The organism is Microbacterium sp. Y-01, from assembly GCF_003856715.1.
Taxonomy (GTDB): Bacteria; Actinomycetota; Actinomycetes; order Actinomycetales; family Microbacteriaceae; genus Microbacterium; species Microbacterium algeriense.
This window is the reverse complement of the sequence record NZ_CP024170.1, coordinates 1132646-1144193: the sequence shown is the minus strand read 5'-3', so window position 1 is coordinate 1144193 and position 11548 is coordinate 1132646. Positions and strand designations below refer to the sequence as shown.

General features: G+C 70.7%; 12 protein-coding genes. 4 read left to right on the top strand and 8 right to left on the bottom strand.

Annotation, left to right across the window (positions count from 1 at the left end; translation table 11 throughout):
• Positions 1-5 precede the first annotated feature (5 nt).
• The 7 genes from CSX12_RS05310 to CSX12_RS05280 all read right to left on the bottom strand — a co-directional run bounded on the left by CSX12_RS05310 (position 6) and on the right by CSX12_RS05280 (position 7598).
• Positions 6-995 carry a methyltransferase dimerization domain-containing protein gene (locus CSX12_RS05310; protein ID WP_124895093.1) on the bottom strand — a complete coding sequence of 330 codons (990 nt, stop codon included), beginning with the start codon at positions 993-995 and terminating at the stop codon, positions 6-8.
• Positions 996-1069: 74 nt separating this feature from the next.
• The gene (locus CSX12_RS05305; RefSeq protein WP_124895092.1) at positions 1070-1744 is read right to left on the bottom strand and encodes an alpha/beta hydrolase; all 675 of its coding nucleotides are present in this window, start codon (positions 1742-1744) and stop codon (positions 1070-1072) included.
• Positions 1745-1778: 34 nt separating this feature from the next.
• On the bottom strand, positions 1779-2366 hold the full coding sequence (locus CSX12_RS05300) for a TetR/AcrR family transcriptional regulator (protein ID WP_017204003.1): 588 nt from the start codon (positions 2364-2366) through the stop codon (positions 1779-1781).
• A 47-nt stretch (positions 2367-2413) separates the two neighbouring features.
• Complete coding sequence (locus tag CSX12_RS05295; RefSeq protein ID WP_017204004.1) at positions 2414-3262, bottom strand: ATP-binding cassette domain-containing protein; 849 nt, start codon at positions 3260-3262, stop codon at positions 2414-2416.
• Entirely contained in the window at positions 3259-5055 is a 1797-nt protein-coding gene (locus tag CSX12_RS05290) for a dipeptide/oligopeptide/nickel ABC transporter permease/ATP-binding protein (RefSeq protein ID WP_124895091.1), read from the bottom strand. Before CSX12_RS05290 ends, CSX12_RS05295 begins: the two co-directional genes overlap by 4 nt.
• Positions 5052-5993, bottom strand: coding sequence for an ABC transporter permease (locus tag CSX12_RS05285; protein ID WP_017204007.1), 942 nt, complete (start codon positions 5991-5993; stop codon positions 5052-5054). Before CSX12_RS05285 ends, CSX12_RS05290 begins: the two co-directional genes overlap by 4 nt.
• Positions 5994-6068: 75 nt before the next feature.
• Positions 6069-7598 carry an ABC transporter substrate-binding protein gene (locus CSX12_RS05280; protein ID WP_241160570.1) on the bottom strand — a complete coding sequence of 510 codons (1530 nt, stop codon included), beginning with the start codon at positions 7596-7598 and terminating at the stop codon, positions 6069-6071.
• A 280-nt stretch (positions 7599-7878) separates the two neighbouring features.
• On the opposite strand from CSX12_RS05280, the gene CSX12_RS05275 reads away from it, so the two are divergent.
• A complete protein-coding gene (locus CSX12_RS05275; protein WP_124895090.1) occupies positions 7879-8244 on the top strand; it encodes a multidrug efflux SMR transporter in 366 nt (121 codons plus the stop codon).
• Positions 8241-8564, top strand: coding sequence for an SMR family transporter (locus CSX12_RS05270; RefSeq protein ID WP_017204010.1), 324 nt, complete (start codon positions 8241-8243; stop codon positions 8562-8564). Before CSX12_RS05275 ends, CSX12_RS05270 begins: the two co-directional genes overlap by 4 nt.
• Positions 8565-8586: 22 nt before the next feature.
• On the opposite strand, the gene CSX12_RS05265 is transcribed toward CSX12_RS05270, so the two are convergent.
• Positions 8587-9549 (bottom strand): aldo/keto reductase, encoded by a 963-nt coding sequence (locus tag CSX12_RS05265; RefSeq protein WP_124895089.1) that lies wholly within the window; start codon positions 9547-9549, stop codon positions 8587-8589.
• A 127-nt stretch (positions 9550-9676) separates the two neighbouring features.
• Between CSX12_RS05265 and CSX12_RS05260 the strand changes: the two genes are divergently transcribed.
• Together CSX12_RS05260 and CSX12_RS05255 are read left to right on the top strand one after the other, a co-directional pair.
• Positions 9677-10411 (top strand): SDR family NAD(P)-dependent oxidoreductase, encoded by a 735-nt coding sequence (locus CSX12_RS05260; protein ID WP_124895088.1) that lies wholly within the window; start codon positions 9677-9679, stop codon positions 10409-10411.
• A gap of 16 nt (positions 10412-10427) precedes the next feature.
• Entirely contained in the window at positions 10428-11540 is a 1113-nt protein-coding gene (locus CSX12_RS05255; RefSeq protein ID WP_206427138.1) for a zinc-binding dehydrogenase, read from the top strand.
• Positions 11541-11548: the final 8 nt, after the last annotated feature.

Sequence of the window (11548 nt, the reverse complement as noted above, 5' to 3'; positions counted from 1 at the left end):
GGATCTCAGATCGCCGTGGCGACGAGCACGCGGGGGCTGCCCGCCAGTGCGATCTTGTCCTGCACCTGCCACCCGGCGTCCGCGAGCCAGGAGCGCACCTCGGCCTCCGGGTACACGACCGTGCCGTCGATCACGAGATACTCCCCCGCGTGCAGCGCGTCCAGCGCGCGCTGCTCCGGGTCGTCGTCGAGGAAGAAGTCGAGCACCGTGAGCGTCGCACCCGGAGCGGCGGCCGCACGGAGGTTGCGGAAGATGCGGGCGTTCTCCTCGGCCGAGAAGCGGTGGATGACATGGTTCGCGAACACCGCGTCGAAGTCGCCCTGCGGCGTCGCGGTGGCCGTCTCGCCGACCTGCACCTCGGCACGATCGGCGACGCCCGCTGCGGCGACGGCCTCGGCGACGCCGTCCTCGAATCCGGGTGCGTAGACGAACGTGGTGTGCAGTTCGGGGTTGCGGGCCATGACCGCGAGGGCGAAGTCGGCGGAGAGACCGCCGAAGTCCAGGGCCTTCGTCGCGCCGGCCAGGTCGACGCGGCGGCCGAACTCCTGCGCGTGCAGCCGGTTGTAGGTCATCACGCCGGCCATGAACGTGCCCCACCGCGCGTCGTCCATCTGCAGGTCGCCGGGCTCGGTCGTGTCGACGGTGTGGGCGAACTGCAGCCAGTGCGGGTAGCTGATCTCGTCGAGGAAGGTGAGGAACGGGGCGAGGTCGATCACCGCGTCCTCCCCCGTGAGGTAGGCGGAGGCGTCGGGGGTCAGGGCGTAGCGCCCCTCCGTCCGGACGAGGAGCCCCTTCGCGGCGAGGGCGTCGGCGAGCAGCCGGGCGATCCGCTCGCTGACCCCGCAGCGCTCGGCGATCGCCGCGGCCGTGTCGGCGCCTGCGGCGATGGCGGCGAACAGGCCGATGCGACTGGCCTGGAAGAGCTGCTTCGCGGCCATGTAGCCGGTCGCGATGTCGAGGATGCGGGCAGCCTCGGGAGTGGGGGTGTCGGTCATGGCGGATGCCTTTCGGTATGTCTACGAACGTGGGAAATAAAGAACAAGAAGAGGCCCGGCGTGGGTCGCGCAGGTCAGTCCGCGAGGAACCCGCGCACCGCGTCGCGGAACTCGGGGGTGTGCAGTGCCGCGAGGTGATCGCCCGGTACGCGCCGCACGCGGACGTCCGGCAACCGCGCGGCGAGCTCGTCGATGCCCGCGGCCATGGGGTCGTCGACACCGCCCAGCAGCAGCACCGGCATCGCCGGCGCTCCGGCCTCGGGCGCGAACGGCTCGGTCGCGAGCCCTTCGATGAGGTCGAGCAGATCGTCCGGACGGTTGCCTGGCAGGCTCGCCATGTGCACGATCATCCCGGTCAGCGGGTCGACGGGGGCCGGCCCGCCGCCGACCGCGCTCCGGGCGGCGGGGAGGTCGACCAGCGCGAACGGCTCCCCCGCGCTGAGGCCGCCGAGCACGAGGCGCCGCACCGCGACGCCCGGGTGTCGGGCGAGGTCCCACGCGAGCCGGGCGCCGAGCGAGTATCCGACGAGGTCGATCTCGTGCGGACCGATCGCTTCGGCGAGCGCATCGAGCACGGCGGAGGTCGGGACGGCTCCGAGCCCTGGCGCATCGCCGTGCGCCGGCAGGTCGAGGACGCGGCGCGATCGGTCGCCGAGCACCGCCGTCCACTCGCTCTCCGGCCAATCCTGCGTGCCGCGCGAGGCGAGGCCGTGCAGGAACACCACGGGCGGTTCGGGGGTGAGGGTCATGACGGGCCGTCCTCTCGGGACCGGCCCCTCATCCTCAGCGCAGCCGCGCGAGGAACCGGTCGATGTAGTTCTCGTAGTCGGCGATGCGGTCGCCGTCCGGGTACATGAGGTTGATGACCGTCGCCCCGACCGCCGCCGAGATGTACTCGTCCGCCAGCGGACCGTAGTCCTGGTCGCGGATCGCCCCCTCGTCGCGGGCGGCCTCCATCCGCTCGATGAGCGAGGCGCGCCAGGAGGCCAGATGTCCGCGGTACAGCTCCGCCAAGGACTCGTTCGCCATGGCGTACTCCCAGAGGGCGAGCAGCACGCGCCCCGCGGCGATCTGCTCCCGATCGCGCGGGATCGTCGCCTGCAGGAAGCCCTGCAGGGCCGCATCCGCCGACGCCGGCTCCTCGCCCGCCGCCTGCACGCCCTCGGACATCTGCTGGAGGATCGTCTCGAACGTCGCCGCGACGATGCTCTCCTTCCCGGGGAAGTAGTGCTTCAGCGCACCGTTCGCGAAGCCCGCCTCGGCGGCGATGCTGCGCATGGTCGCCGCCTCGAACCCACCCTTCAGGATGATGCTCTTGGCCACCTCGACGATGTCCCGTCGCCGCTGGTCGTGGTCGATGATCTTCGGCATGGCGTCCTTCCGGCCGAGTCCGGGGTGTGGCGAGTTCCGGCCTGGAGCTACCGTACCGCCGCATCGGGCACCTCCCGCAGAGCGAGCCACTGGCGGCGGCGTTCGCGTTGTGCGGCGGGATCGGCCACCGGCGACGCCAGACGCAGCCGCTCGGCGTACGGATGCCGCGGCGCACGGGTCACCTGCTCGCCGTCGCCGACTTCGACGAGCTCGCCGTGGTACATCACGGCGACCCGATGACAGACCCTGCGCACGACGCCGAGATCGTGCGATACGAACAGGTAGGCCACTCCGGTGTCGCGCTGCAGCTCGATGAACAGGTCGAGGATGGCGGCCTGCGTCGTGAGGTCGAGTGCACTGACGGGCTCGTCACACACCACCAGGCGAGGACCGCGGACGAGGGCACGGGCGATCGCGATGCGCTGACGCTGACCGCCGGAGAACTCGCTCGGATATCTGTCCATCGCGGCGGCGGGAAGCCGGACCCGGTCGAGCATCTCGCGGACCTTGCCCTCGGCGGCCTTCGGCCCCATTCCCGTGGTGAGCAGCGGCTCGGCGAGCACATCACCGATCGTCATGGCCGGATTCAGCGAGCCGTAGGGATCCTGGAAGACCACCTGCACGTCGTCGGCGAGCGCACGGCGGGCACGCCCGCTGAGGCGGCTGATCTCCCGGCCGTCGAAGCGGACGCTGCCTGCCGTGATCGGCGCGAGGCCCAGGATCGCCTTGCCCAGGGTGGACTTGCCGGATCCGGACTCCCCGACCAGGCCGAGGCATTCGCCGGGGGCGATGTCGAGGGAGACGCCGTGCAGCGCGCGGAAGGCGTGTCTTCCGCGGCCGTACTCGACCACGAGGTCGTCGACCTGCAGCAGGGGGTTCACCGGAGCGGCGTTCATGCGGGGACCTCCGTCCTGTGCCGGTCGAGCTCGGCGCGCCCCTCGGCCTCGTCGAGCGACGCGGCGATGAGTTCGCGCGTGTAGTCCTGGTCGGGAGCGGCGAAGAGGTCGTCCACGGGGCCGGATTCGACGATGTCGCCGCCGCGCATGACGATCACGCGGTCGCAGATGTCGGCGACGACGCCGAAGTTGTGCGTCACGATGAGCAGCGCCATGCCGTATTCGGCCTGCAGCTCCCGCAGCAACTCGAGGACCTCGGCCTGCACGGTCACGTCGAGGGCGGTGGTGGGCTCGTCCGCGACGAGGAGCGAGGGGCGCCCCGCGATCGCACCGGCGATGAGCACACGCTGGGCCATGCCGCCGGACACCTGGTGCGGGTAGCTGCGCATCACGCGATCGGGGTCGGACAGCCCGACCCGCAGGAGCACCTCCCGCGCGCGCTGCCGGGCGGCGGCCTTCGCGAGCCCGTGCGTCCGGCGCAGCGGCTCGATGAGCTGATGCCCGATCGTGTACGAGGGGTCGAGGTTGCTCATCGGCTCCTGCGGCACGTAGCCGATCGTGCGGCCGAGCAGCGCCTGTCGCTCCTTCGGCGTCGCGTGCGTCACCTCCGCGCCGCCGACCCAGATCGCATCGGCGGTCGCCCGGCCGGTCGCGGGGAGCAGGTCGAGTACCGAGAACACGGTCTGCGATTTGCCCGACCCGGACTCGCCGACGATGCCGACGACCTCCCCTGGCGCGACGTCGAGCGTGACGCCGTGCACGACCTCGGTCTCCCCCGTCGGCGTCGCGTGGACGACGTGCAGGTTCTCGACGCGGAGGGCCGACGCCGGGGCCTCGTGACGGACGCTGCCCGTGGCGGGAGCCGCGGCGACCTCGTCGGCGGTCTCGAGCACACCGCGCCGCCGCCGTCGGGCCGCACGCGGCGTGCGCACCTGCACGAGCTCGGCGAGCGTGGAGCCCATGATCGCGAGGACGGCGATCGTGAGACCGAGCGCGGCGGAGGGCCACAGCAGCATGAGGGGGTAGGTGAGCATGAGGCGGAAGCCCTCGAGCATCATCGCACCCCAGCTCGGCACGTTCGAGTCGCCGATGCCGAGGAACTGGAGTCCGGCCTGCATGCCCATCGCGATGCCGGCGGTGAGCGCGGTCTGGATGATGACCGGCGGGTAGACGGCCGTGATGACGTGGCGGAAGATGATCCGCGCGTCGGACAGCCCGGAGACCCGGGCCGCGTCGATGTAGGGCTCGCTGCGCACGGCGAGTGTCTGCGACCGCGCGATGCGGAAGTAGCCGGGGACCATGAAGACACCGACGGTGGCCATCAGCAGCTCGAAGTTGTTGCGGCTGCCCGCGGCGACCACGAGGAGGATGATCATCCCGGGGATCGACTGGAGCGCATCGCTGATCCAGGTCGCCACCCGGTCGAAGACTCCCCCGAAGTACCCGGCCGCGACACCCGACGGCACGCCGATGACGAGGGCGGTGACGATCGTGATGAGCGCGCCCCACAGGGTCGTCCTGGTGCCGTAGATGAGGCGGCTGAGGATGTCGCGCCCGGTGGAGTCGCCGCCGAGGAGGTGGTCCGGCGACGGCGGGGCCTTGGCTGCCGCGAGGTCGACGAGGTTGGGATCCATCGGAGCGAGCAGCGGCGCGAACACCCCGACCAGCACGATGAGCACGAAGATCGCGAGCGGGATGTAGCCGCCGGGGTGGCGGAGGAAGCGCCGGAACAGGCTCGACCGGCGCTTCTGAGCGGCCCGGTCGAAGGCGACGCGGATGTCTGTCGTGGTCATGCGACGCGCACCTTCGGGTTGATCCAGCCGAGCACGAGGTCGAGCAGGAGGTTGATGAGCACGACGAACACGATCGAGATGACCGTGATGCCGAGCAGCATGGGGATGTCGCCGTTCTGCGACGACTGGTTCGTCAGCTGGCCCAGGCCCGGGAGGCTGAAGATCTGCTCGACCACGATGGCGCCGGAGAGCAGACCGACGAACATCAGGGCGATGACCGTGAGCGCGGCGGGCGAGGCGTTGCGGAGGATGTGCACGTTCACCCTGGCGGCGGACAGCCCGCGGCTGCGGAGGGTGCGCACCCAGTCCTGTCGGCTCTGGGCGATCACGGCGTTGCGCAGCTGCTCGGACACCGCGACGATGCCGCCGAGCGCGAGGGAGATTGCGGGCAGGGTGATCGAGCGCAGCCAGCCTTCGACGGACTGCGTCGGCGGGACGTAGCCGACGGCGGGGAACCACTTGAGCTGCACGGCCAGCCACATCACGAGGACCAGGCTCACCCAGAACCCGGGGAGCGCGAACAGGACGACGGAGATCCCCTTGATGATGCGGTCGAACCAGGTGCCGGGGCGGAGTCCGGTGATCATGCCGAACGCGACGCCGATGACCGCGGTGATGAGGGTTGCGAGGGTCACGACGGAGAGCGTGACGGGCACCTTCACCGCGAGCTGCGCGCCGACCGGCTGGAAGTTCCTCCAGGAGACGCCGAAGTCGAGCAGCACGGCGTGGGAGAACCAGTCCCAGAACTGCACGAGGAGCGGACGGTCGAGACCGATCTTCGCCGCCAGGGCCTGCTGCTGCGCGGGACTCGCGGTCGTGCCGAGGAGCGAGGCGGTCGGATCGCTGATCGCGAGATGGGCGAGGAAGAACGTGCCGATCGAGACCGCGACGAGGAGAAGGATGCCGGACAGCACCCGCTTCGCCGTGAAGAGGAGCATGGGGGCCTCTCGGAGGGAGGGTCGGAGGGGGAAGGGGTGCCGGGGCGGTCACGGAAGGACCGCCCCGGCGGGCGATCAGCCCTGCGTGATGTACCGCAGCGTCGGGAACATCATCCCCACGACGGGCTGCAGTTGGATGCCGGGCGCCGTGTAGTAGATGTTGTTCGCCTGGTACCAGACCGACCACCAGGCCTGGTCGACGAGGGCTTCGTTGAGCTCCTTGATGGCGTCGGTCTGCGCGTCGCCGCGCTCCGTCTGGACCTTCTCCACGAGCGGGGCGATGACCTCGTTCTGCGCGTAGTCCGGCTCGGGGTTGAACCACTGCACGCTCGTCAGCTGCCGGGAGACCGTGGCCACGTCGTTGCCGTCCATCGCGAGGAACGAGATGAACATGGGGTAGTTCGGGGCGTTGAGCTGATAGTCCGGCATCTGCATGTTGTCCCAGGTGACCGTGATGCCGAGCTCGTTGAGGGCCTGCTCGGCCGACGGCTTCCACATCTCGAAGATCGGGGACATCGGCATCGAGATGTCGAATCCGTCCGGGTACCCGGCGTCGGCCAGCAGCTCCTTGGCCTTGTCCATGTTGAACGCGTACGCGTCGTTGAGTCCCGGGTCGTTGATGTCGCCGCCGTCCGGGAACACCTGGTTGGTCGCCACACCCGCCCCGCTGCCGACCGCGGCGAGCACGGCCGCGCCGTCGAACGCGTAGTTCAGCGCCTGGCGGACCTCGAGCTTGCCGAGGGGCTCGCTCTTCGCGCCGGTGTGATCGGTGATGACGAGTCCGGCCCAGCCGGAGACCCGCTGCGCGGTGTTCCACCCCTGCTGCTCGGCCTGCTCGAGGTTCGCGACGTCACCGTACTGCACGTTGATCTGACCGCTGAGCATCGCGTTGTGGCGGGCGGTCGCGTCGGTGATCGGGTAGATCGCGAGCTCGGAGAACGGATACGTCTTCGCGTCCCAGTGGTCCTCGGTCTTGGTGAAGTGGTACTCCGCGCCGGGAACGCTGGTGGTGTCGTCGAGCACATAGGGCCCGGAGCCGATGGGCTCGGCGCCGAGCGTGCCGGCCTCGATCGAGGCGGGCGACATCACGTAGCTGCGGCCGAGGCCCATCAGGTACAGGATCGTGTCGTCGCGCTGCGTGAGCGTGATGCGGACGGTGTCGTCGTCGACCTTCGCGAAGCCGGAAACGTTGACGTAGGCCTCACCGGAGCGCGCGCCCGCCTTGAGGTATTCGAGGCTGGCGACCACCGCATCCGCGTCGACCGGGGTGCCGTCGCTGAACACGGCGTCGGTGCGGAGGTCGAGGTCGATGCTGAGGTCGTCGTCGGCCACGGTCCACTCCGTCGCGAGCGAGGGGATCGGGGTGCCGTCGGCGTCGAGGGCGATCAGGGCGTCGTACACCGCGGACAGGTAGGGGCCGTCGAAGCCGATGTCGGCGAGGGACGGGTCCCAGGACGTGACATCGAGGAAGTTGCCGATGTTGAGGGCGTCCGGGCCTTCGGCGCCACTGCCTTCGGACGGCGAGGGCGTTCCGCCGCCGCTGCAGCCGGCGAGCGCGAGGGTCGCGGCCACGGCTGCGGCGAGCGCAAGGGGCATTCGTTTCATGGTTCCTTCTCTCGGGTGCAGGGGGTGGTGAAGAAGGTTCGGAGTGCCGCTGACCGGGAGCCGGGTCCGACGCCACTTCGATGTGTCGTGGTGGTTAGTCTACATGTGTGGAAAAAGAGCGCAAGAGCCATTCCGCTCACGGTGGCTCGCCCCCATGCCCGGGGATGCACCAGGCTTGTCTCAGCGCGCAGTCCTGCACACCGCGTGCCCCTCCGCCCGCCGGGAATCCCGCGCCTTCCCCTCGCGTTCCCTCCCTCGAACCCTCCACGAAAGGCATGCGATGACCGCTCGCCCCGGCCCGTCGGCTTGGCCCCCTCTGCTGATCGCGATCGCGCTGGAGGTGTCGGCGACGCTCTCGCTGCGCGCCGCCGAGGGATTCACCCATCCCCTGTGGCTGATCGTGGTGGTGCTCGGCTACACCGGCTCCCTGTGGTTGCTGTCGGTCGTGCTCGATCGCGGCATGGCGGTGGGCGTGGCATACGGCATCTGGTCGGCGATCGGGGTCGTGCTGACCGCGGTGCTCGGCACGGCGCTGTTCGGCGAGGTGCTGGGACCCGTGCAGATCGTGGGGGTCGGGGTCATCGTGATCGGCGTGCTCCTGGTCGAGCTCGGGTCGCACGAGCGGAAGACCGAGGTCGCCTCGTGACGTGGCTGCTGCTCGCCCTCGCGATCGCGAGCGAGGTCACCGCCACGCTGAGCCTGCGCGCATCCGAGGGGCTGCGCCGGCGGCGGTGGATCCCGGTGATCGTCGTCGGCTATCTCGCGGCGTTCACCCTGCTCGGCACCATCCTCGCGATGGGCATGCCGGTCGGGGTCGCCTACGGCATCTGGGCGGCCGCGGGCGTGGCCGTGACCGCGGTGCTCGGCCGGGTCATCTTCAAGGACCACTTCTCGGCGATGATGGCCGTCGGTGTCGCCCTCATCGCGGTCGGCGTCGCGATGATCGAATTCGGCGGCGCGCACTGACGCCCCGTCGTGACGGCCGCCGTCACCACGCGCCGTCCGCCCGCACGTCTCGGTCGACCCAGCATGCGGCGAGCGCGGCGCGCACCTCGGCTCCGTGATCACGGACGAGGGCGAGAGCGGCGTGGTTCTGCTCCAGCTGCGCGACGCGTGAGGCCCCGAACAGCACGTTCGCGGTCGCGGGGTTCGCCAGACAGAAGCCGATGCCGAGCGCCGCGGGGGTGACGCCGAACTCGGCGGCCACGCGGGCAACCTCGGGATAGACGGCGGCGATGCGCTCGCGGATTCCGCCCACGTCGGCGCCGATCTTCCGCTGCGGCGTGCGCCCCGTGGCGAGGATCCCTCCCTCGAACACGTCCGAGGCCTGCAGCGTGAGGGTGCCGTCCGCGAACAGCGGTCCATAGGCGTCACCTTCGGCCATCGAGCGCCGTGCGATGCCGTATTTCAGCTGCGCGAAGGCGGGACCGGCCGCACTCTGCGCCGCGGATTCCGCGAGCGCCTCTCGCGTGTGCTCGATGCGCCAGTTGTTGATGCCCCAGGAGTCCACGAGCCCCTCAGCGATGAGCTCGTTCACCGCGCTGACCAGCCGCGGGATATCGGGGGCGTCGAGGTAGTCGCCGACCACCAGCGTGTCGAAGCGGTCCAGGCCGGCGCGGTCGAGGGATTCCACGAGCTGCGCCCGGAACCCCTGGTTCGGCCAGTCCCACAGCCAGAGCTTGCCGCACAGCACGATGTCGGCACGGTCGACCCCGCTGGCACGGAGCGCTTCCCCGAAGAGGATGTCGGTGCGGGAGTTCTCGGCGTGCGGGCCCATGTTGTAGTACGCGACGTCGAAGAATCCGGCGTCCAGTTCGACGGCGCGCTGTATCAGGGCGATCGCCTCGTCGCCGGTCATCCGGTCCCAGGTGTTCCACGATCCGAGCGCCAGCGGCGGGACCGGCCGCCCGCCGGGTTGCAGCGGGGTGCGCGGGAATGTCGATGCGGACATGAGGCTCCTTGGTGCGTCGTCGCGGCGCGGCGCGCATCGCCGACCGGTGGACCGGGGTTGTGTTTTTCTATGTTTGTAGAATATAACGGACTCATCCCGTCAGAGCACCCGTCAGTGAGGACGAATCATGACCGCTTCCCCCCGTCGCATCCTGGTCACCGGAGGCGCGTCCGGAGTGGGCCGCGGTATCGCCGGCGCCTTCCGCGCAGCCGGTGACGTCGTGTTCATCGGGGATGTGGACGCGCAGGCTGCGGCCGCGGTGGCGGACGAGATCGGCGCCACCGCCCTCGGCCTCGACATCGCCGACGAAGCGTCGGTGCAGGCGGCGTGCGAGCGGATCGCGGAAGCCGGCGGGCTCGACGTGCTGGTCAACAACGCCGGCGTCGTCGCGGGCGGCGGCACGCTCCAGGAGGTTGCCGTCGACGCGGTCGACGCGGCCCTGCGCGTCAACGTCCGCGGCACGTTCCTCATGCTCCGGGTCTTCGGCGCCCTGCTCGCCGACTCCGGTCACGGCGCCATCGTGAACATCTCGTCGATCGGTGCGCGGCAGCCCACTCCGGGCCTCGGTCACTACGAGGCCACGAAGGCCGCCGTCGACGCGCTCACCCGCACCGCGGCCATCGAGCTCGCCGGGTCGGGCGTGCGCGTCAACGCCGTCGCCCCTGGGCCCGTGCTCACGCCGTTGACCGCGGAGTTCGCCGCGAACCCCGACGCCCGCGCCGCCTGGGAGTCGCGCATCCCCCTCGGCACGATCGCCGAGGTCGACCAGATCACGCCGCTCGTGCTGTTCCTCGCGAGCGACGCCGCCAGCCACATCACCGGGGTCTCCGTCGCCGTCGACGGCGGACAGCTCCTGGTCTGACCCCGGAGACGACACGATGCCCCTCCTCACCGACCTGCCCGCGACGACCCGCGCCGCCGTGCTCACCGCGCACGGCGAACCGCTCACCCTGCAGGACCTCCCCCTGCCCGCCGAGATCGAGCCGGGCGCCGCCCTCGTGCGCATCGCCTGCACGACGCTGTGCGGCACCGACATCGAGATCTGGGAGGGGAAGATGTCGTTCCCCGGGATGCTGCCCATGGTCCTCGGCCACGAGATGGTCGGCGAGATCGTGGCCATCGGTCCCGACACCCGCGATGCCCTCGGCCGCCCGCTCTCCCCCGGCGACCGCATCGGCTGGTCGGAGTCCACCTGCGGCGAGTGCCACGGCTGCGTCGTGCTCCGCGAGCCGGTCGCCTGCTCCCGCCGCGGCTACGGCTTCCTCCAGCGCGCGGACGTGCCGCCGTTCGCGACGGCCGGGCTCTCCGAGTACGCGTACGTCACTCCGGGTGCCGCCAAGCTCCTGCTGCCGACGGCCGTCAAGGACACCTGGGCCTCGATGGCGGGCTGCGCCGCGAAGACCGTCCTGCGAGCTTTCGAGCGGGCCGGCCGGATCCGTCCGGGCTCCCGGGTGGTGGTGCAGGGCTCCGGAGCCCTGGGCATCTTCGCCACCGCGGTCGCGACCATCGCGGGCGCGGGTCAGGTCATCACCGTCGGCGCCCCCGCGGCTCGTCTGGAGCTCGCCGCCCGCTTCGGCGCCGACGCCGTCGTCGACTTCCGCGACGGGCCCGTCGTCGACCAGGTCCTGGCGCTGACCGGAGGCCAGGGGGCGGACCACGTGTTCGACTTCGCCGGAGCCCCGAGCGTCGGCCCGGACGCCGTGGGCATGGCCGCCCAGCGCGGCACCGTGGCGATCGTCGGCTCGACCGGTCCGGCCGGAGACGGCTTCGCCCTCAGCACCATCATGGGCAAGGAGCTCACGGTGGTCGGCTCGCTCAACGGCGACATCTCCGACTACGCCCGCGCGATCGACTTCTTCACGGCGTTCGCCGACCGCTTCCCCTGGGACGACCTGTTCAGCGCCCCGGTCGGACTCGCCGACGCCTCCGCCCAGATCGCCCACATGCACCACCTCGATGAGGTCAAGGCCGTCATCGACCCGAGCCTCTGAGGAGCATG

Excerpts from the sequence above, each read along its gene's own strand:
- CSX12_RS05280 (WP_241160570.1), bottom strand. The coding sequence starts at position 7,598 with ATGAAACGAATGCCCCTTGCGCTCGCCGCAGCCGTGGCCGCGACCCTC.
- CSX12_RS05275 (WP_124895090.1), top strand. The coding sequence starts at position 7,879 with ATGACCGCTCGCCCCGGCCCGTCGGCTTGGCCCCCTCTGCTGATCGCG.
- CSX12_RS05260 (WP_124895088.1), top strand. The coding sequence starts at position 9,677 with ATGACCGCTTCCCCCCGTCGCATCCTGGTCACCGGAGGCGCGTCCGGA.
- CSX12_RS05265 (WP_124895089.1), bottom strand. The coding sequence starts at position 9,549 with ATGTCCGCATCGACATTCCCGCGCACCCCGCTGCAACCCGGCGGGCGG.
- CSX12_RS05295 (WP_017204004.1), bottom strand. The coding sequence starts at position 3,262 with ATGAACGCCGCTCCGGTGAACCCCCTGCTGCAGGTCGACGACCTCGTG.
- CSX12_RS05300 (WP_017204003.1), bottom strand. The coding sequence starts at position 2,366 with ATGCCGAAGATCATCGACCACGACCAGCGGCGACGGGACATCGTCGAG.
- CSX12_RS05290 (WP_124895091.1), bottom strand. The coding sequence starts at position 5,055 with ATGACCACGACAGACATCCGCGTCGCCTTCGACCGGGCCGCTCAGAAG.
- CSX12_RS05255 (WP_206427138.1), top strand. The coding sequence starts at position 10,428 with ATGCCCCTCCTCACCGACCTGCCCGCGACGACCCGCGCCGCCGTGCTC.
- CSX12_RS05305 (WP_124895092.1), bottom strand. The coding sequence starts at position 1,744 with ATGACCCTCACCCCCGAACCGCCCGTGGTGTTCCTGCACGGCCTCGCC.
- CSX12_RS05310 (WP_124895093.1), bottom strand. The coding sequence starts at position 995 with ATGACCGACACCCCCACTCCCGAGGCTGCCCGCATCCTCGACATCGCG.
- CSX12_RS05285 (WP_017204007.1), bottom strand. The coding sequence starts at position 5,993 with ATGCTCCTCTTCACGGCGAAGCGGGTGCTGTCCGGCATCCTTCTCCTC.